This is a genomic window from Flavobacterium sp. FG19, assembly GCF_057809475.1.
On the sequence record NZ_JBMDKA010000005.1, the window covers coordinates 112,939 to 134,263 of the forward strand.

The 21,325-nt window shown below is 34.8% G+C and carries 13 protein-coding genes; 1 reads left to right on the forward strand and 12 read right to left on the reverse strand.

All coding sequences use genetic code 11. The features are described 5' to 3' along the window. Positions 1–3: 3 nt before the first annotated feature. The 6 genes from ACODST_RS07265 to ACODST_RS07290 all read right to left on the reverse strand — a co-directional run bounded on the left by ACODST_RS07265 (position 4) and on the right by ACODST_RS07290 (position 8,756). On the reverse strand, positions 4–1,248 hold the full coding sequence (locus ACODST_RS07265) for a hypothetical protein (protein ID WP_488931450.1): 1,245 nt from the start codon (positions 1,246–1,248) through the stop codon (positions 4–6). Positions 1,249–1,270: 22 nt separating this feature from the next. Further along, positions 1,271–2,098: a hypothetical protein gene (locus ACODST_RS07270; protein WP_488931451.1), complete on the reverse strand. Its 828-nt coding sequence runs from the start codon at positions 2,096–2,098 to the stop codon at positions 1,271–1,273. Between the two features lie 8 nt (positions 2,099–2,106). Then, a complete protein-coding gene (locus tag ACODST_RS07275; protein WP_488931452.1) occupies positions 2,107–3,465 on the reverse strand; it encodes a hypothetical protein in 1,359 nt (452 codons plus the stop codon). 5 nt (positions 3,466–3,470) lie between these two features. Next, positions 3,471–6,293, reverse strand: coding sequence for a leucine-rich repeat domain-containing protein (locus ACODST_RS07280; protein WP_488931453.1), 2,823 nt, complete (start codon positions 6,291–6,293; stop codon positions 3,471–3,473). A 259-nt stretch (positions 6,294–6,552) separates the two neighbouring features. Continuing rightward, on the reverse strand, positions 6,553–7,308 hold the full coding sequence (locus ACODST_RS07285) for a LuxR C-terminal-related transcriptional regulator (protein ID WP_488931454.1): 756 nt from the start codon (positions 7,306–7,308) through the stop codon (positions 6,553–6,555). A 692-nt stretch (positions 7,309–8,000) separates the two neighbouring features. Further along, entirely contained in the window at positions 8,001–8,756 is a 756-nt protein-coding gene (locus ACODST_RS07290; RefSeq protein WP_488931455.1) for an SDR family NAD(P)-dependent oxidoreductase, read from the reverse strand. 119 nt (positions 8,757–8,875) lie between these two features. On the opposite strand from ACODST_RS07290, the gene ACODST_RS07295 reads away from it, so the two are divergent. Then, positions 8,876–9,217 carry a winged helix-turn-helix transcriptional regulator gene (locus ACODST_RS07295; RefSeq protein ID WP_488931456.1) on the forward strand — a complete coding sequence of 114 codons (342 nt, stop codon included), beginning with the start codon at positions 8,876–8,878 and terminating at the stop codon, positions 9,215–9,217. Positions 9,218–9,516: 299 nt separating this feature from the next. Here the strand turns inward: ACODST_RS07295 and ACODST_RS07300 are convergent, their stop codons facing one another. The 6 genes from ACODST_RS07300 to lacZ form a co-directional block, all read right to left on the reverse strand. Further along, a complete protein-coding gene (locus tag ACODST_RS07300; RefSeq protein WP_488931457.1) occupies positions 9,517–11,496 on the reverse strand; it encodes an alpha-L-arabinofuranosidase C-terminal domain-containing protein in 1,980 nt (659 codons plus the stop codon). Between the two features lie 127 nt (positions 11,497–11,623). Next, positions 11,624–13,063, reverse strand: coding sequence for a glycoside hydrolase family 28 protein (locus ACODST_RS07305; RefSeq protein ID WP_488931458.1), 1,440 nt, complete (start codon positions 13,061–13,063; stop codon positions 11,624–11,626). Positions 13,064–13,267: 204 nt separating this feature from the next. After that, entirely contained in the window at positions 13,268–14,797 is a 1,530-nt protein-coding gene (locus ACODST_RS07310) for a glycoside hydrolase family 28 protein (RefSeq protein WP_488931459.1), read from the reverse strand. A gap of 156 nt (positions 14,798–14,953) precedes the next feature. Continuing rightward, positions 14,954–16,591 carry a sodium:solute symporter family transporter gene (locus tag ACODST_RS07315; protein WP_488931460.1) on the reverse strand — a complete coding sequence of 546 codons (1,638 nt, stop codon included), beginning with the start codon at positions 16,589–16,591 and terminating at the stop codon, positions 14,954–14,956. Positions 16,592–16,814: 223 nt separating this feature from the next. After that, the gene (locus ACODST_RS07320) at positions 16,815–17,957 is read right to left on the reverse strand and encodes an acyltransferase family protein (protein WP_488931461.1); all 1,143 of its coding nucleotides are present in this window, start codon (positions 17,955–17,957) and stop codon (positions 16,815–16,817) included. A gap of 112 nt (positions 17,958–18,069) precedes the next feature. Continuing rightward, complete coding sequence (gene lacZ, locus ACODST_RS07325; RefSeq protein WP_488931462.1) at positions 18,070–21,201, reverse strand: beta-galactosidase, LacZ type; 3,132 nt, start codon at positions 21,199–21,201, stop codon at positions 18,070–18,072. Positions 21,202–21,325: the final 124 nt, after the last annotated feature.

A 21,325-nucleotide genomic window follows, 5' to 3' on the forward strand; every position in this document is an offset into this window, starting at 1 on the left:
CTGTTATATTTTTTTTGTTTCAACTACCCCTATATCATCAAGATAAACATCCCATCCTGATACATTTTCACCGTTAACCGCTTTTTCATAGTGCTTTAAAACGATTGTCATATTGCGTTTTGTCTGATCAGCATATACTAAATTACCATCTACAAAACCTTCAAATTTCTGTACAAAAGTTACCGAACCGTAGTAGTTACCATCTGGTCCTTTTTTAAACTTAGAAGCATAGTTAATATTAGCATACTCAATCTGCACTTTGTCATACTGACCACTTTTAATTAAAAGTCTATTCAAATAGTCCCTAATCTTATATTTATTTTTTCCTCCGGTTCTTACATTTGATACTTCTACTCTGGCCTCTTCGCTCAAAAACAAGCCGCAAGCCATATTAATACTCTTTACAGCAGCTTCACGATTTGTACTTACAGAAGTAATATTCTGCAGATATCTTCCAAATTCCTCTGTTTTATCTAAAGCTTTTTTTCCAAAAATCGCCATATCAGGAACAACCAGTTCATTCTCATCATGAGCAATAGTTACTTTTTGCTGAACTGATGATTCAGTTTTTACTGCTGTTACATCTACTACAGGTTGTGATTTTGACGCGGCCACAACTGCTAACGACTGCGAATTTGTTGCTGTTGCCGGCGCTGCAGTTAACGTTGGTTCTGTATTTGTCTTTGGAGCCGCTGCGGCAGCAGGAGTTTGTTCTGTCTCTGGATTTTTTTGCAGCTCATTAATTTTAGGTTTATCTATCGATAAATACGGAAGGGCTTGTTCTGGTGTCAAAAACATTTGATGTGTTCCATTCTTTTTGATTAGATAAGCAAGAGTTTTTTTAGAAAGAATTGCATCTTTACCATTACTGTTTACTACAATTTCCGTTTCATTTTCATCAATTACAGTAACTGGCATTACTGCACCGTTAGAATCTACCAAAACATCTACGGATCGTGGTTTTGTTGAAGGATTCAAAAAATCATTCCTTTCCTGATCGGAAGATGGTTTTGCTCCCGAAAATATCAAATAATCACCATTACTGTTAAAAGCAACCTGTACTCCGCTAAGATTTCGACTGTAAATTGGACCTGTTGGATTAGCAAGGTTTTTAAACTTGACTTTTTCAGCGGTAATTTCGGTTATCTTTCCAGGTGTTTTAGTTCCACCGGTAAAATAAATCATATCCTGAGCGCTCACTTTTGTGAAGACAATTATCAGTAATAAAACAGTGTAAAGTAATTTCATATAGTTAGGTAGTTGATTGATATTATTTTAAATTTATTTGCAATATTTGGTTATCCTCTTCCCAAAGTACATATAAGCTATTTCTGTATTTTCGTAAAACACCGTGTATCCCATAGGTAACAACTTCTGCGTCTGAAACATCTTCAGGTGACAAATAGTGAAGAATCCCATTTTCTGTTGACATATATAATGATCCGTCATTGGTAGCTGCCAGACCGTCAATATTTACATCAATCTTTAAAACTTCAACAGGAGCATAATAAAGACCTAATCTTATGAGTGAATTATCTGCCGCTAAAAGTATTTCGCTTTCATTTATAACAACAAGCTCCCGAATTGTTTTTTCGGTTTCAAAAACCGGAATAAGCTCTTTTAAATTATACAGCCAAACTTTCGAAACATTATTCTGGCGATTCCAAATATAGATTACATCCGATTTAAAGCACTTAAATCCGTATACACCTAAGGGCAGTTCAAGAACTTTTTCATAAGATTTCTTAGTACCACTATCAATTAACTTTACTAAAGATGATTTATTTGTACCTGCTCTCATAAAATACAATGTTGAATCTGCCTGCACATAATCAATTGCATACGTCGCAATGCCTTTTGCAGGAGGTATAAGCCATCTTTTCCAGCCTGCCATATGGACTCCTCCGCCAACAGGCAATAAAGCAATGCCCGGTTCCACAACCGTAAAGTTGAAAACTGTGAAATGATCTTGCGTTGAATAGTGGTTTTGCTGAAAACCATTTTTCAGCAAAATAAATTGACTAATATCAGATTTAATTTGTGCTCTGGTATTGAATAAAACACAAAGAGCAAGTAGTAAAGTAATTTTTTTTTTCATAAATTTTACTAATTATTAAATGCATCTTTATACTCCTGCACTGGCGGGCCAGATCTGAAATTTGTCAACCATTTGAAAGCAGTATATAGTACCTTTTTAGGGACATTATTCAATTCTTCTTCACTGTTTTTAAGAAAATCTGTATTATCTTCTTTATTTATTTCGAGGAATGCATCACTAATAATTTTTAAATTGTCCTTATTAAGATTTACCAGACTGCTGTTATTATATATGTCAACTTCTTTTTTATAACTATTCCATGCTTCATAACCCGTTTTACAATAACTGCAGATACCGGAAATTTTTTCTGCAGCCTTATGTATTTCCTCGTTCATCTTCTCTTTAATCACAGCTTTCCATCCTGCTCGCGGAATTTCTTCATAATCCATTTCCTTATTTTCGAAAACCCGGTCAACTAATTGATCTTTATATTCATTTAATGAATTTTGAGCAAATGTATTTAGCCTTTTAGAAAAACTCTCTTTTAAATCTGACCCAAAAATTTTGGCAGCCTCTTTTGCTTGTCTCAGCAAATCTCCTCCATCATTTCCAAAAGCGCCATCACCAATGTTTCTTGTATTATGAGAAGCCATTTGACTTTTTGCCTGATCTTTACTATTGTACCGATCATTTCCGTCTAAATTGGTATTCCTTTCATTATTTAAACGTTCTTCGGTATTACTGTTGTTCTGAGCTACTTTATCTCCAAAGGCTTCCCAATTTGCGTTAAACTGATCTTCTCTCCTTTGTTGCTCTGCCAAATATTCCTGTACTAACTGTTGGCGTCTTTGCTCTTCAACTTCAGCAGCTTTTCTTTCATTATCCCTTTGGCGTTGTTCTTCGGCAGCCTTATTATTGGCCGCAGTGGCAGCCGCCTGGTTCGCTTTCTCTATTTCTCTGTTTCGTTTTTCTTCGACTTCTTTAGCTGCCTGCTGATTGGCATTTTTGACTGCATTTGTATAATTCATTTGAATTCTTTCGCAGTCAAGTCTTTTACCATCAACGTTATTTTCAAGAGCACTTATTTTTCTGCTGAACTCGTCTTGATTAGCCTGAATATCTGCCGCTGATGCAGGAACTACTTCTCCTTTTACATCCTTTACATGAGTATAAAAATTTTCCCCCCTTTTTTCAAATTGACTTTTACTAGCTTTACATTTACTACAAAAAAAACCGGCCCGCAAATCCTGCAAAGCCATTTTTTTTTCTTCACGCAGTTGTTCAAGATCATTTTGCAATTTTCTATTTTGAGCCATACAATTGTTATAGCGGTTCTGATAATCACTTTGATCAGGCATCTGTCCATATGAATGACTCGCAATAAGTAAGCAGACAGAAATTAATTTTAGTATCTTAAATTTCTTCATATTAATTATCTGGTTAATAATTCAGCCGCTTTGTCTCTCAGTCTTCCAATCTCATTTTTTAGATTTGTATTTTCCTGTTTAAGCCTTTCGACTTTATCATCTTTTACAGAAGAAGCTACCTGCCCAAATAAACTGCCGAGGCCGCCTAACAATGCTGCCGTCTGATCACCTGTGACAAGAGCATCACTAAATACCTTATCCCCAACAGCTGAGACATTTTGCATATTTCCTGAACCTTCGATAAGACGCTCTATTTCACTCTTATTGAAATCATAAATTTTAACTAGATTATCAGCTATTTCATCAGTTATTACACTTAAACGTGCACAAGCTTTCTTTTTTGCCTGTTGTGCATACTCATCTTTTGGCCGTATATTGCTTATGGCAACATAAATTGCATACGATTTGTCATTTGCCGACGTATTGGTATAATCATTATAGTCTGAATATCTCTTACGTTTATATGGTGAAGAGTAAGGTTTCACATTATCAACGTCATCATAAATTTCTGCTATAGTAAGCATGCAGGCAAGTGATTTCCCTGTTCCGGCAAGCTCAGGATTATCAGAAACTGTCCTGAAAGCTTTAACAGCAAGGCCAAAATCATGATTGTCTTTAAAAAAGTTTCCAAGCTGATAATAAGCATTAGGGTCATTTTTGTCGGTAGCAGCAAATAACTTTGTAAAAGCCGGCAATAGGTTTGAAGGCAGTGCAGCACTGGTAAAATTTAAACCAAAATCAGAATCAAAATATTCGATCTGAGCTTTGGGCAGGTTCCTTCTTAATACTAAAATAGAATTAATATCCAAAGGAGAATTTTGAAGATTCAGGGTTTCTATTGGAGCCCATTGCTCCACAACAGATTTAGAAATCCTTTTTATTAGATTATTACTTAAATCAAGCACCTTTAGCGAAGGAAGAGAAAATAATTCTGCAGGGCATTCTGAAATACTGCAATTACTTAGATATACATTTTCAAGTCTTTTAAGTTTATTTATTTCAGCTGGTATGGAATTCAAATTTACTCCTGTAATATCAAGTATTTTTAGGCGGTGGCATCCAAGTATTACAGAAGGAAAACCATTAAATTTCGAAACATTACTGTTTCGGGATGTTAATGATGTATTATTATTGATATGAAGCTCCGACAATAGCTTCAACTCTCCAAAATCAGCGGGAAATTTATAAAATGAACCAGGGAGTACTAAGGATCTTAACTTTGTAAGTTTTGAGATCGAATCCGGCAAAGTAGTAATCAACGTTTTATTGAGATTGATGTTCTCAAGCGCACTCATATTATAAAAACTCTTATCAATACTTTTTAAAGGATTGTCGTGAAGTTTCAATGATTTGACTTTTGAATATCCGGAAAATGTCTTATCAATTGCACTGATATTGTTTTCTGCAAGATTGATTTCAATAAGATCTGGTGCTGAATTCAATTCCTCCGGTATTTCCGTTAGCTTATTTTTTTGAAAATCAATAATCTGAAGTTTTGAATTCTTTGCAGCGAAAGTTTTTTCTGCAGCTATACCAGTTATTCTGTTATTGGTTAGATGCAGCTCTTTTAGTCTTCTCAATTCTAGTAAAGAGGACGGAATTTTTGACAGCTTATTCTTTTTTAAACTAATAAAAGTGATATTAGATTTTCTTAGAGCAGTTAATTCTTTTATCTTAAAATTTCCCATCTCCTGCTCATCCAGATAAAGATATTGAAGTTCAGGAAGATTAAAAACCTCTAAAGGAAATTCTCTGATCTGATTTCCGCTTATATCAAGAAGGACAATATTCTTCATGTCAGAAATATCTTTAGGCAAAAGCTTAAGTTTTGGATTAACAGGAACCAAATCCAAATACCGCACCTTCAGAGGATCCTTGGCTGCCTCTGAAAGTAAAGAAAATTGTTGAATAGTTTGGAGTTCTTCAAACGTAATAGCCCTGAAATTTTCATCCAAAGGCTCAGGAATCTCTTCAACTTGTTCTTTTTTATCTTTCTTGGCTGTTTTTTTCTCAGCAATTTCCTTTTCAGTTTTGCTTTCGTTTTTGCTGTCTTTTTTATTATCCCGATTAATTTCAGACTCATCTTCCAGGGCAACTGCATTTTTATCTACTGTATATATTTCTTCATAACCATTAGAATAGGTTATTTTTAATATCTCAGATAAAGCAACTGCTGAAATAACACCATCGGCATTATCAGATGAAAGAAACTGCAGGTTAGTTTCAGAAATTTCAACAACTTTTCCTTTTAACTCTTTACCATTTCTTAACTTGACAATATCCCGACTCAAAACAGAATTAGTTGATACGTTTGTCGTATCATTTTGCTTTTGTGCAATAATTTCTTCTTTTAATTTTTCAGGTACAGAATAAAGTTCTTCATAACCATTACTGTATTTAATGCCTAAAACCTTCTGTAGTTCTATCTTATCGACTCCCTGACTTTCAACGCGCTGATAAGTAATACTTGTTTCATCAACCTCCTTTACAAACACCTTTAGTTTATCACCATCTACAGTGAAAATAATATCATAATTTACTTCTGCAGCACTTTGTGTCAAAGAAGTATCTCTCTCTTTGGGTATCTGATAATTCTCCTCTGTTCCGTTTTCAAATTTAATTTTAACTATTTTTTCTTTTAATAAGAATTTTTTTTGAGCTGCAACTGCCCCAAAATCATTGTATGAAATAAAGCTGGATGCAACCTTTTGAATTTTACAATTTAAGATAGTCCCATCCAGACAATAAACCGTATCCTGAGCATAAATCTTAAAAAAAGAAGTCAGTAGTGTTGTAATGAGTAAGATTAAGTATCGGTTATTTTTCATTAATTTTAGTTTAAAAGCAATACATATGTTGAAATAAAGAAAAAATGACCATGTCCTTTGAACAGGAAGTAACCTCTCAATTCAAAACAAACTAAGCTGTTTTCGGAAAAAATAATTACCAAAGACTACTCCGCTTTTTTGAAAAAAAACGTAGAATGTATCAGTCTTAAAATTGAGGTAACTTCTATTTTTTCAAAAATATAGAAAGTCTAAAGCAAAAAAAATACTCCCAAAGGAGTATTTTTTTTGCTTTAGAGAATTATATTATCCCCTGGCAAATACAATTTTTTATCAGCTCTGCAGTATTTTTAGAATCGGATTTAGTGAGTATATTATTTCTATGTTTCTTTACTGTCAAAGGGCTGATAAAAAGTTTCTCCGCTATTTGGGTATTATTTAAACCATTGCCAATTAACTTTATAATATCAATTTCTCTTTTTGAGAATTCTGTAAATTCTTTATTATTTTCATCGAGGCTTAAGTTCATAAATGAAGGTTCACCATTTAGGCCTATCAGAGATATTTTGTAATTGTTAAAAGAACTTAAATGATCTATTCGGGTATGAATGTTTAATGATTTTCCATATCCCCCGTTATCATCCAGAGTAAGCATTAGAGCCTGATGATTAAACAAAACATATTCCCCATTTCCCAACCTGCACCTATGACTGTAACTAATTTTATAATTTAAAAGTTTTTCACGCCCAATATTTTTATAGAAAAATTTAGTCAAAAATGCTTCTGCTTTTATTACAAAGTCAATATCCTCAGGATGAATTGCACCTAACACATCATTAAAAGTTAAAGTTTCGGGATCAAATCCATGCATTTCAAATAAAGAATTACTGATTTGGGAGAGTGACATATCAAAAAAATCAATAATATAAAAAGAAAATGGGCCAGTACTAATAATTGAATTAGTGAGATCATCAAACGATATTTGATTTGCCAAAGTGGCTTTGCTGGCTTTATTTGTTTTCCAAACATCATGTAGACTTTGTATTTCTGGAAGCATTTTCTTTTATGTTAATAAGTTGAACATTTGTTAATCAAATTAACATAAAAAAATGTTAAAACACAATATAAATTTTAAAAAACTAAAAACAAACTACCTCTATATTTAATTCTTGATTCTAGAAGAAAATATTACTTTTATCATTTTCTTATATTCTGTTTTGCTTTTAAAAAAAACATCCTTTTGTGTCAGAATTTTACGACTTTACTTCCAGCCATTGTAATTCGAATGATATAAAAATGATTAAAATCCTCACTTGAAACATCCAGTTGGGTTTTTCTAAAAAAATATCAGGTACAATATTATTTTCCTACCACATACATATCAAAAAGCATAGTATCGAAAAATATGCTGTATTCGCAACTGTAATCAAAATCTCAATGAGGCAGAACGTAGCAATACTACCCTTTTTGCAACTATTGACCACAATAATTCCGGAAAATCGACCTCTTATTAATCTCCAGAAATTTTAAAGAACCTTCATGTTTTGTTTAAGGTTTTACTATTTTCAGCTTTTTTCTCCAACAAAAAAGATCATTCCAAAAGTTGAATTTACAAACAGTAAAAAACAAACTTTTGTCATCAATGAACGCATTCTCTCATATAATTTTATACAGATCTAAAATTTAAAACCCAAAAAAGGCGGTAAAAAACCGCCCCTTTTTCTTCTTAACAGACTCTCCTAATCAAAATTAAAATCCGTAAACCCCGCCAGAAACAGTAATCTTATCTCCCGTAATCCAGGCAGAATCCTCAGAGGCCAGAAATACGGCAACTTTTGCAATGTCGTCCGGCTGTCCCGTACGACCTAATGGTGTTTTGGAAACAAAACCGGCTTCGGCTTCGCTGCCTATGAATCCGGCGCTGTGAGATCCTTCGGTTTCTACGATGCCCGGAAGGAGGGAATTGATTCGGATGTTTCTGCCGGCAAATTCTTTTGACAAGGCTACCGTAAGGGCATCTAAAGCAGTTTTCGTTGCCGAGTATACAGAACCTGTCGGCAATGGTGAATTACTGGCTCCGGAACTGATGTTAATGATATTACCTCCTTTTTCTCCAAAATGTTTTAAAGATTCCTGGATCGCATAGATGGTTCCCAAAACATTGGTGTTAAAAGATTTGTGGAAGGTTTCTGCCGATACCTGCTCGATAGGTTCGTACAAATAAACACCAGCATTGTTTACCAAAATATCCAGCGTACCAAATGCTTTTTGGGTTTCTTCAAATAGTCTTATTACATCGGCCTGATTGGAAACATCTCCCTGTACAGCGATTGCAGTACCTCCTTTTTCTGTGATTTCTCTTACTACTTTTTCTGCTCCTTCTTTGCTTGAAGCATAGTTCACAACCACTTTTGCTCCTTCGGCTGCAAAGTATTTTGCTATAGAAGCCCCTATTCCTTTTGATGCGCCTGTCACTACCGCTGTTTTATTTTGTAATCTGCTCATTGTATAATTGTTTTAAATGTGAGATACAAAGCTAGAGACATTCGATTTATTTTGGTAACTTTGTTACTAAAAGTAATAGTAACCTCTAAGTAACAAAGTAACATTTTATGGAATGCAGTATGCTTATAAAACAACAGCACAAAAAGGAAATGATGGCTGTTCAGGATTCAATGGATGTATTGAACGGGAAATGGAAAATCTCTATTTTGTCTTCTATCTGTTATTATAATAAAAGACGATTTTCGGATATACTGACAGATGTGGAAGGAATTTCGAATAAAATGCTGAGCAAAGAGCTGAAAGAACTTGAAATAAACCAATTAATTACCCGTACCGTTCTGAACACTCAGCCTATAACTGTGCAATATGAACTTACAGAACACGGTTTAACTTTAAAAACGTTAATACAGAACTTAACGGAATGGGGAATAGAACACCGTAAAAAAATTATCGGGGAGTAGTTTTGGGCATCTATTTGGTTTCAACATCATTATTCATACCAAGACAGGCTCTTAAAAAGTCATGTTATAGAACTACTTTAGGATTATTTGTCTATGTAAAAGATCTCTTAGACTGAGATTTCGAAAAAAAACCGAAAGAAAAAGAATAGGAATGATCTAAAGAAGATGTGGAAAAATATGGAGATCTTGCTATAATTCGAAGCAAAGTTATCGGTTAAGAATAATCAAATGATAAAAAATCCTCAATCAAAAGTCTGACTGAGGATTTTTTACTGTTTTATTTTGACAGCTAAAGCGAACTACTTCATTCCGACCTTTAAAACTGTTACCGAATAAGCAGGAAGACTCAATTGCTGCTTTCCTTTTGTCACTTTATATTCAGTTTGTTTTGGCGTAATTTTTTTAGGATCTGAAAAAGTATTTTCATCTTGTAAATTGGCACTTGCCAATCTGATCAGACTTCCTTTTGATCCCAGTTTTGCTCCTTTTAAATCAAGACTCACTTCTGACGTCGTTGCTGCTGTATTCACCAGTTTCACAATAATTTCTTTACTATTAGCATCTTTTACTGCCGATGCATATAAATTATTTTGACCGATTAAAGCTTTTCCATCCTGCGTAATATTCAACAAATCGGTTCCTTTATTGGTTGAGAATAACTGCTGTACATAATAGTTCGCAGAACCATACGACTGTAGATTATTGAACCAAATCATATCCGGAGTCCATTGCCAGGCATCTTCATGAGCCATTAAAGGTGCATAAGACGTTAAATGAACTACTTCAGCATTTCTTTCCAATCCGGTCATAAAAGCGGCTTCAGAGAAAGCACATTCCCAATTGTTTCTATTATTTGGGTTTGCACCCGAAACACTCTGCGCTGCATATTCTCCAGCAAATATTTTTGGTCCTTTTCGGTCATAATTATCGTAACGTCCAGCATTTTCTCTAAACCACTGCGGACTTTTGTAATAATGCTCGTCTACCAATTCTGCATTTAACTCTTTAAGTTCTTTCATCGCATAATCGAAATGCTCACCGTCCGGAGAAGGGCCGCTTCCAGATACGATAATAATATTTGGGTATTTTGCTTTGATGGCTTTTTCAAAAACCTTGTATCTTTCAATATAATCCACTCCCCATTGCTCGTTTCCAACTCCAATATATTTTAAGTTAAATGGTTTTGGATGTCCCATATCCGAACGGATTTTACCCCAAGTTGTCGTAACTGCTCCATTGGCAAATTCAATTAAATCTAAAGCATCTTGTACATAAGGATCTAATTCGCTCATTAAAGCTAATTCTCCTGTATTGTATTGACACGCCATTCCACAGCTCAAAATCGGAAGCGGTTCTGCTCCAATATCTTCCGAAAGCTGGAAATATTCAAAAAATCCTAAACCGAAACTTTGAAAATAATCTGGTGTTAATTTATGGTTGAATTCGACATTCCATCTGTTCATCATGGTTTTTCTATCCTCAACATTTCCAACCGATTTTTTCCATTGGTAACGATCGGATAAAGTTCTTCCTTCCACGATACAACCTCCCGGAAAACGTAAAAATCCCGGTTTTACATCGTACAAAAGCTGTACAAGATCTTTACGAAGTCCGTTCTTTCTATTCTTCCAAGTATCTTCCGGAAACAACGAAATCATATCCAAATCAATTGTTCCTGTTCCCTCAAAAGTAATTTTCAGCTTTGCTTTTGCCTCAGTTTCAGTTGCCGTAAATTGTGCTGTATAATTCGTCCAATCATCTGATTTTGGAACGATACTAGTTTCTCCCAATACTTTTTGATCTTTATTGATCAGCTGGAAAATAATCTTTTTAATCGCTCCGTTATGATTGGCTGCTTTAAACGAAAGATTGTATTTCGCATCTTTCTTTACTCCCATTCCTCTGAAACCTTCATTTAGTAAAGCATAACCTTTATCGTTGTTAATCTCAACTCTGCAAAAATTAGTATTATTGGCTGCTATGTTCATTGGCAACGCACTACCCGATTCTTTGTTTAAAGATGATCTTTGGGTATTAGGCTGTTCCCATCCCATTAAAGGTTTTTCAAATTCAAAAGATCTGTTTTTAATCATTTCCGCGTAAAGCCCACCATCTGCCGCAAAATTGATGTCTTCAAAAAACAAACCGAACATTGTTGGCTGAATTTTAGTTATTGTTTTGGAAGCATCAACTTCTAAAGTTGCTTTTTGAGCATTTCCATAAATACTGCTTAACAACAAACCTCCTACGAATAATGTTGAAATTACATTTCTTTTCATTGTATTATTTTTATATTGAGAATATACTTGCAATATATTAATTAATCTTTTTTAAGCCTATTATAAAGTATCACGCTATAAAGATTTATTGTGACTTTTACACTTGTAAATCTTATACAAAAATAAATTACTTCTTAACGGCCTCATACTTATTTGGAAAAGCCGCTTCTCCATCTAAATTGACTACTTTTAAAACATCTACATTTTTACTTTCCACTGCATATTTAAAGTATTCTGGTTTGTTTTTTCCCCATTGTACCGTGCAATTCTGAACTTTTATGCTTTCGGCAGTATCAAAATAAAATCCTGAAGTGCTTCCTTTTACAAAACCTTCAACATTTGCTGGTCGTCTGTCGTATAATCCACCAGGAAAAGAAGTTGTTTTGTCCATAAAAACACTCACGTTTTCAAAAACAATATTTTTGATTTTATCTTTTGATTCTCCACTTACAAAAACACCGTTCTCGCCTGTGCATTGAATATTAGTAAAATAAATGTTTTTGATTTCTCCTACTTTTCCTTCTGTTGCGCCTTTTGGAAAACGCCAGTTTGCATCTTTATGATTTCCTTTTGCTCTGCTGAAAGCCGTCACATAAATCGGTTCTGCTTTTCCCCACCAAGTATCAGTGTTTAATTTACTTTCGATAATGATGTTAGAGAAAATAACATCGCTTACTGTTCCTTCATCACGATTCTGAATTCCTAATGCACGATTGCTGTTTTTAATAATACAATTATTGAAAACGACTTGTCTGATAGCATCCATATTTTCTGAACCAATTTTAATCGCACAGCTGCTGCTGGTCATCGTGCAATTGGTAACCGTAATATTTTCGCAGGCTCCAAATTCTTCAAACTCCCTTCTGTTTTTCAGACAGATGCAATCGTCTCCGCTTTCGATATAACAGTCACTGATTCTGACATTTTTAGAATGATCCAAATCAATTCCATCACTGTTTCTGACTTTCAAACTATTCAATAAAGTAATACCGCTGATTACAACATCATTACACCCCACTAAATGCACTGTCCAATATGCGGAATTTCCGATATGAACATCTTTGATTCTAATATTTTTACCGCCAATGATTGTCAATACGTGAGGTCTTGGATCTAATACATCAAATGGCTTTAAAACATAAGCATCTTCCTCTTCTGCTCCCATAAAAGAAATTCCGTTTCCATCTATTTTTCCGCTTCCGCTAATGGTAAAATCTTCTATATTTTCTCCTCCAATCCAAATTGTTCCTTCTCCCGGATTGGTTCTGAAAGCGCTTTTGGTATATAACTTTTCGTCAGGACTCGCTAATAATTTAGCACCAGCTTCGATATGCAAATCTACTTTTGATTTTACATCAATTGGCCCGGCCAAAAAGGTAAACGGTGCCGGAATTAAAACTCTTCCACCTGTTTTACTACAGGCATCAATTGCTTTCTGAATGGCTGCAGCATCATTGGTTTTACCGTCTCCTTTTGCTCCGTATTTTTTAATATCGTAAATTTTCTGTGCGGAAACGGTTAACGAAAGACAGAAAATGATGAGCGCGATTATAGATTTCTTTTTCATATTTTTTAATTTTTTTTTATGCCACAAAGGCGCAAAGGCACTAAGTTTTTTTGTTTCACGCAGATTTAAAAAGATTTGAGCAGATTCTGCAGATTTTTTTTAAGAAATCAAATTAAATCTGCTAAAATCTGCAAGATCTGCGTGAAACAAAATTTATAATCTGTGGCAAAAAACTTTGCGTCTTTGCGTCTTAGTGGCTAACTACTAATGTGCTGGTAATTCAAATTTATTTTGCTCTGGTTCGATTTTTCTTTTTAGAGATTCGCTGTCCAAATTACTTGATGAAACATCTTTAAAAACAATTTGATTGATTTTATCTGACGGAACATCAATTCCTTTCATGGTCAGATTTTTTACATCATCAAAAACGAAAGCGGGACGAAAATCTTCTTTATCCAAAATCAGTTTTATGTTTTTCATTTCAATTCCGTTTACGTGACGAACGTAAAATCCCCATGAAGGCAATTCGCCAAACATGGTAAATTCAGGATATCCGTTGATGTTTTCTTTTATATCTTTTAATCGGCTTAAAGGATGATACGCCATTCCTTTTGAAGCTCTTCCCGGATAAACGATTTCAATGTTTTCTAAAGTCACATTTTCTATTGAATGTCCCGGTATTCCAGCAATAGAAGACGGGAACGGATTGTGGAAATAATCGACTTCCGGGCCTCTCATATCGTAATCAATATCAGGACGTCCAAACGGAATCTGTGCTTTTACATTTTTAACCGATACATTTTTGATGTAACCTGGTTTATCTCCATTCCTGTGACCTAAACGAATCAAGATTGCATTTCCTGTATTTACGGCAGTAATATCCGAAACTTTGATATTTTCAATCTCCGCTCCATCAACAGATTCAATAGCAACCGCCGATCGGAACGTATCAAAAACTTTAATGTTTTCTATAGTTACGTTTTTGAAACTGCCATAAGAACCCGTTCCAAATTTTACCGCATTCGCACTTGATCTAATCGTACAATTTCCAATGTAAATATTGTTATTGTGCAATCCCGGAATTTCCGATTTTAAACAGATTCCGTCATCGGCAGCGTTTACATTACAATTGGTAATTCGGGCATTTTCACAGCCGTCAAGGTCAATTCCGTCATTGTTCCAATACGCACGGCTTTCTACTTTCATAAAATCAATTACAATGTTTTTGCATGCTCTGAAACACATTGTCCAGCCTGGACTGTTCTTCAAAGTAATTTGCGTCATGGTGATTGAATCACATTTTACAAACGAAATCAGTTTTCCTCTTCCGTCTTCAGGACGCATTCTTCTGTAATTGTATTTTGGATCTATTCGAACTCCTGTATGATGTAGAGAATCTATTGCCAATGCCAGTTCTCTTCCCTGTCCGTCTATAATTCCTTTTCCGTTTACTGCTATATTTTTGGATTCATTGGCAATAATAAAAGCTCTGATTCCTTCGTATTTTGGATAATCATCTGGATTGGTACTTCCTAGCAAAACAGCTCCTTCTTCAAAAAATAATTCGACATCATTTTTTAAAATAATACTACCCGACAGAAAGGTTCCTTTCGAAAAAACAACTTTCCCTCCTTTACTTTTATTGGCTGCATCAATGGCTTTTTGGATTGCTTTTGTGTTCAACGTTTTTCCGTCTCCAACAGCGCCGTATTTTTTAACATCAAATACTTTCTGTGCTGAAACAGTTAAGGAAATACAAAAAACAAACAGTACAATTACAAAATTTCTTTTCATTTCTATTTTTTTTTATGCCACAAAGACACTAAGTCGCAAAGTTTTTTTAAGTCTCGTCTTTTAATAAACTTTGCGTTTTCGGGTCTTTGCGAGCAATTTTCAATTTAATCTTTTCAAATTAACTTTGAGCCTTTGTGCCTTCGTGGCAAATAAAATTTACCAGAAAACAGTGTACAAAGCCACCAATATTCCGCTGATAATAAAAGAACCAATAATAAACTCTGATGATACTTTGAACATCGATTTATCTACTTCAATTTTATGAATTTCAGACTCCTCTTCAGAAACTGGTTTTGCCAAACTAATTCCCACCATTATCAATACAATGATAAAGAAAACAATAGTCATACGATCTAAGAAAGGGTAGTCTGGGAAAGCGCCTTCTGTCCACATTGGAAGGAATTTTAAAATCGCAGCAAGTGGAACCGTTAATAACGCCCCTGCTAATCCAGCTGTTGGCGTTGTTTTTTTCCAGAACATTCCCAGCAAGAAAATCGCCAAAACTCCCGGTGAAAAGAATCCCACATATTCTTGTATAAACTGATAAGCCTGATCTAATGATTTTAATGCCGGCGCTACAAAAGCAGCAATGATCATACAAACCACCACACACCATCTTCCTGTACGGACCAATTTCTTTTCTGATGCCTGTGAATTGAAATATTTTTTATAAATATCTAAAGAAAAAATGGTTGAAATACTATTCGCTTTTCCTGCCAAAGAAGCCACAATTGCCGCCGTTAAAGCAGCCAAAGCCACACCTTTTAATCCTGCAGGCAATAAATTCATTAAAGTCGGGTACGCATGATCCGGTTTTAAAACTCCTGCTGCATCCACCATTTCCTGCTGAAACATTCCGTTTTCATGCATGACAAACATGGCAATGCCCGGTAAAACGGCAATAATTGGAACTAACAATTTTAAGAAAGCAGCAAACAAGATTCCTTTTCTGGCAGTCTTCAAATCGGCACCTAAAGCTCTTTGAACGATATACTGATTGCATCCCCAATACGCCAGATTATTGATCAACATACCGCCAACTAAAACTGACATTCCCGGCAATTCATTGTAATGCGGATTGGATTCTTCTAAAATCATATGCAAATGTCCTGGCGCTTCATCAGCAATAATGGTCAGTGCTTTTAAAATATCTTTCCCAAAACCAAACTGATCTGAAAGCAAGGTCAAAGCCAAATAAGTCGTCACTAATCCGCCCAGAATTAACACGATAACCTGAAACATATCGGTATATCCGATTACTTTCATCCCTCCTAAAGTTACGATAACAGAGAATAAACTCAGCGCTATAACACAAAACTGAAAACTTATTGGTGCAATAGACGAAATCGCCAAAGCACCCAGATATATAATTGAGGTAAGATTTACAAATACATAAATTAACAGCCAGATAATGGCCATAATCGTACTTACTGTGCCGCTGTATCTTTTGGCTAAAAACTGCGGCATTGTAAATATTTTATTCTTCAGATAAACGGGCAGAATAAACATGGCGACTATAATTAAAGTGGCAGCCGACATCCATTCATAAGAAGCTATAGCAAGTCCGATGGCAAAACCAGAACCGCTCATGCCGATAAAATGTTCTGCTGAAATATTAGAAGCAATTAAAGAAGCTCCAATAGCCCACCAGGTCAATGAGCCTTCGGCCAAAAAATATTCGTTGGAACTGGTTGCAGCCGTTTTTTTGCTTCTGTAAATATACATTCCATAGGCCGTGACTATGACAAAGTAAATAAAGAATACAATGTAATCTGCGGTTTGTAATACATTCATAATTGTGTGGTTATTGTGTGGTTAGATAGTAAAATGTATTTTTAAAAATAGAGCTTAATAATTTTAAACACATAGAAACATAGCTTTAGAAACTCCATAAAGGCATTTCATTTGAAATAAATTCACATAGCTATGTTAGAAACTAGTTTCTTATTATTCTCTTTTTGATTTCAATATGTCATAAATCTCTATGTTTCTATGTGTTTCAAAAAATATTAGTTTTCTAAATCTTGAGAAACCATTTCTTTTTATATAAAAAATAGAGTAACAAAAGCTGTACGACGGTTACTGACAAAGCTGTAAAAAAAGGTTGCCAAACAATCGATGTATATTGTATCAATCCGCCAAAAACATAATCTGCGGTATGTTTAAAATCTACAGAACCTTCTGCAGCGATATAGATCAAAATAGAATTGGAACCGATTAAAATCAATGGAAATGCCCATTTTTTAAAGCCCAATAAATCAATTATTACATAGAAAAAAACAAAAAATAAAATACTGAATCCGCCAACAAAACAAGCAAAAGAACTCGTCCATAAATGTTTGTTGATTGGAAAACTAATATCCCAGATTAAACCTGTAATAATTAAAAGTACTGCTGCCAATGTCATTAAAAGCAATTTTACTTTTATGGAAAAAGGACATTTTGCTTTTAAAAATGTTCCAATAAAAACGCCTAATAAAGCGGTTGCAATAGCAGGAATAGTCGAAAATATTCCTTCGGGATCATATACTGTACTATGCAATCTTCCTGGCAAAAACAGACGATCAATGTAGCCTTCCAGTGAACCTTCTTTGGTTAAAACTCCTGCTCCAAAATCGGGAACAGGGATCCATTTCATGGCAATGTAATAGCCAATCAAAATTCCGAAGAACCAAATCAGTTGTTTTTTAAAATCAAAATTCAAATAGATGATCCCGGCAAAAAACCAAGCCAATCCGATTCGGCCTAAAACGCTTGCAAAACGAGTATGATCAAAACCATCAAATCGAAGCAATCCGTTTACTATAAATCCTAAAACCAGTAAAATACAGGTTCTTTTCAACATGGATAAATAGATTTTACGTTTCTCGGTTGAAGGCAAATCCTGTGGTGTTTTTACTCCTGCCAAACTCATTTTCTTTTCGAAAGAGAAAGGCATAGAAACTCCGGCAACAAATAGAAAGACAGGAAAAATCATGTCATAAAATGTAATTCCATTCCATTCCGCATGATGCAGTTGCGAAGACATCCAGATAAAAACAGGAATTGGCGCTGCTTTGGCCAGAGCATGAATAATATGCTCACCGCTCATAATCCAAAACATAACAAATCCGCGAAGCACATCTAAAGAGATTAGTCTTCCATTTGTAGGGTTACTCATTTTTTTAATATTCAGTGGTCGGTTGATAGTTTTTTTTTGTTTTCAGCCTCATTCTCAGTTTTCAGTTTTAATTGTTACTGAAAACCGAGACTGGAAACTGAACTTATTTAAGTTAAAGTGGTTTAATGACAAATCCGTAGTTGTATTCGCTTTTTGTTAATACATATTGTTCGTGTGGTGGTAATCCCCAACTGTTGTCTCCCCCTAATCCGCGTTGGGTTAAATCGACACAAACTACTACTTCGTTTCTTGGAGTGATGTCGCTGGAATGGATGTTCTTTTTAGAAATTCCTCCGTCAAAATCACTCGGATAATTATTCAAAGTACTTATACCTAAAGGTTGCAGACCTTTTATTTCCAAGCCATTTCCTGAATTGCTTGACAATTTAAACCAGCGTATATCCGTCTTGTATCCATTTTCTTGTGGGCGTGTATAAGGCACATATTGGTCTGCAACTTTACTAGTATAAATTCCTTTGAAAGATGCTGTTTTTCTATCCGGATAATTTTCTAAAGGGCCTCTTCCGTAATAATCCAGATTTTCTAAGCTATTTTTTAAAGTAAAAATCATTCCGAAACGCGGTAACTCTGGAACTGGATTTGCTCCTTTTTTATAAGCAACCTGTATTTCTAAATCTCCATTATTTCCCAGTGCATATTTGATGGTATAATCAGAAGCAACATCATTTAGTTTTAATTTCGCAACGATATATTTTTTGCCGTTTTCTTCTGTCTGCTGGATGCTTTCCAGAGAAGTATTTTTTCCAGCCGTTCTCCAAACATTAGTTCTAATCTGCATTTTATTTCCGATATCATTATCGGTTGGTGCTCTCCAGAAATTCGGTTCCGGATATTGTTTGAAATATTCTTCGCCTTTCAAACTATAATACGAAATCAATCCCGTTGACTTGCTGATTTTAACTGTAACATTATCTGAAGTCAGTACAAACTGGTCTTTTTCATCCTGAACTTTTGCAGCATTTACTTTTTCAGATTTTTCGAAATATTTACTGTCTTCAATTACAAATTGTTCTTTGGCAATTTCAAAGTTTTTAGGCAATAATTCTGAACCTTCTTTTGTGTTAGCAAAAACATTCAGTAAATATTCTGTTCCTTCTTTCGATTCCAATTTTGGTAAATCAAGCTTAAACTGTTTTTTTGTTTTTGGATCCAAAGCAACATTGATTGTTCCTTCTTTGATTACTTTACCATTTTCCAGAACTTCATATCTAAAGTTGTATTTATTCAGGTTTGTGAATCCGAAATCATTATTAATTTCGATTACACCATTTTTGATATCTACTGCTTTGAATAAAATATTCTGATATACTTTTTTCACTTCAAATGCTCCAGGATGCGGTGTTCTGTCTGGATAAACTAATCCGTTATGACAGAAATTTTCATCGTTCAGGTAATTCTGGCTTCCCATATCGCCTCCGTAAGTCCAGTATTTACGACCCGCTTCATCAACTCCGTAAAATCCCTGATCTACCCAATCCCAAATAAAACCACCCTGCATATTTTTGCTTCCGCGAATAATATCCCAATATTCCTGAAAATTACCGCTGCTGTTTCCCATTGCATGCGAATACTCACACATGATATACGGACGACTCACTTCTTTTCTTGCCGCATATTCTTTCATGTATTCAATTGTTGGATACATTGGACAAACAATATCTGTGTTTTCGTTTTCTTTAGCTTGTTCAAACTGAACCAAACGAGAATTGTCTCTCTTTTTGATCCATTTGTATGCTTCGTGGAAAACAGGGCCGTTAGCGCTTTCATTTCCTAATGACCAAATAATGACCGATGGCATATTTTTATCTCTCTCTACCAAACTGTAAATTCGGTCTAAATGTGCCTCTCTCCATTCTGGAAGATGTCCTGGATTTGTTTTTGGATTCATCCAGATTAGAGGTTGCCCTTCTACTCCCATTCCATGGCTTTCGATATTGGCTTCATCAACCAAAAACAAACCGTATTTATTACATAGTTTTACCCATAAAATATTGTTCGGATAATGACTGCAGCGAACGGAATTAATATTCAGCTGTTTCATCATTTTGATGTCTTTCATCATCGTAGCCTCATCCTGATAATGTCCGGTTACAGGATTATGTTCGTGAATATTTACGCCATGAACCATCAATCGGACACCATTTACCAATAATTTTCCGCCTTTTAATTCGACTTTTCTGAATCCGATTTGTGTTGAAACGGTTTCTACAATTTCTCCTTTTTGATTCTTTAAAGTCAGTAATAAAGTATATAAATTCGGTGTTTCACTGCTCCATAATTTCGGACTTGAAACAGCCTGAGAAAAAGTAACATTCTGAATTTTTGAAGCTTCAAAATTGACATTAAACTCTTTACTGAAAACGTTTTTACCAGAAGCATCAACCAATTTTGCCACCAGCTTTTGATTATTTATTGCTTTTGAAGTCAGATTTTTCAAACTCACATCAACATTTAAACTTCCGTTTTTATACTTCGCATCTAAATCCGGTTTTGCAAAGAAATCTGAAATACGAACATCTTCCGTGCTGTACAAATACACATTTCTGTCAATTCCGGAAAGCCTCCACATATCCTGATCTTCCAAATACGAACCGTCGCTCCATCTGTACACTTCTACAGCCAGGTTGTTTTTTCCCGGTTTTAAATATTTAGAAATATCAAATTCAGCCGGACTTTTGGTATTTTCAGTATACCCTACTTTTTCTCCGTTTACCCAAATGTACATCGCTGATGTTCCTGCTTCAAAATGAAGAAAAACATGTCGGTTTTTCCAGTTTTCAGGCAGTACAAAATCTCTTTTATAAGACCCGACAGGATTATCCCAATGATTAATGAAAGGCGGATTTTTCTCAAATGGATATGTAATATTGGTATAAATTGGCACACCATATCCGTTTAATTCCCAATTGGAAGGCACTTGAAGGTCTTTCCAATGCAACGTACTGAAATCTGTCTTGTAAAAATCTTTTGGGCGCTCATCTGGCGTTGGCGACCAGGAAAATTTCCACGTTCCGTTTAAAGAAAAATACCATGGAGAATTTTCATATTTATCCATTATGGCAGAAGTTTCATCTGCATAAGGAAGAAAAGCGGCGCGTGCCGGTTCTCTGTTAATTTGAAATACCTGAGGATTTTCCCAATCGTTGCGGTCTTTTTCCTGAGCCAAAATACCCGCCGTGAAAAGCAGTAAAAGGCTTATAAAAAATATTTTGGTTTTCTGCATTATTTTGGTTTTAGATAGCTAGATGATATTTTTTTTAAACACATAGAAACATAGTTTTTGTAACTGTTGAAAGGCATTTCATTTACATCAATACACATAGTAAACTATGTGTTAGAAACTAGTT

Bases quoted from the DNA above. Each gene is read 5' to 3' on its own strand.
- ACODST_RS07275 (WP_488931452.1), bottom strand. From the start codon at position 3,465: ATGAAGAAATTTAAGATACTAAAATTAATTTCTGTCTGCTTACTTATT.
- ACODST_RS07285 (WP_488931454.1), bottom strand. From the start codon at position 7,308: ATGCTTCCAGAAATACAAAGTCTACATGATGTTTGGAAAACAAATAAA.
- ACODST_RS07295 (WP_488931456.1), top strand. From the start codon at position 8,876: ATGCTTATAAAACAACAGCACAAAAAGGAAATGATGGCTGTTCAGGAT.
- ACODST_RS07305 (WP_488931458.1), bottom strand. From the start codon at position 13,063: ATGAAAAAGAAATCTATAATCGCGCTCATCATTTTCTGTCTTTCGTTA.
- ACODST_RS07265 (WP_488931450.1), bottom strand. From the start codon at position 1,248: ATGAAATTACTTTACACTGTTTTATTACTGATAATTGTCTTCACAAAA.
- ACODST_RS07280 (WP_488931453.1), bottom strand. From the start codon at position 6,293: ATGAAAAATAACCGATACTTAATCTTACTCATTACAACACTACTGACT.
- ACODST_RS07310 (WP_488931459.1), bottom strand. From the start codon at position 14,797: ATGAAAAGAAATTTTGTAATTGTACTGTTTGTTTTTTGTATTTCCTTA.
- ACODST_RS07315 (WP_488931460.1), bottom strand. From the start codon at position 16,591: ATGAATGTATTACAAACCGCAGATTACATTGTATTCTTTATTTACTTT.
- lacZ (WP_488931462.1), bottom strand. From the start codon at position 21,201: ATGCAGAAAACCAAAATATTTTTTATAAGCCTTTTACTGCTTTTCACG.
- ACODST_RS07270 (WP_488931451.1), bottom strand. From the start codon at position 2,098: ATGAAAAAAAAAATTACTTTACTACTTGCTCTTTGTGTTTTATTCAAT.
- ACODST_RS07300 (WP_488931457.1), bottom strand. From the start codon at position 11,496: ATGAAAAGAAATGTAATTTCAACATTATTCGTAGGAGGTTTGTTGTTA.
- ACODST_RS07290 (WP_488931455.1), bottom strand. From the start codon at position 8,756: ATGAGCAGATTACAAAATAAAACAGCGGTAGTGACAGGCGCATCAAAA.
- ACODST_RS07320 (WP_488931461.1), bottom strand. From the start codon at position 17,957: ATGAGTAACCCTACAAATGGAAGACTAATCTCTTTAGATGTGCTTCGC.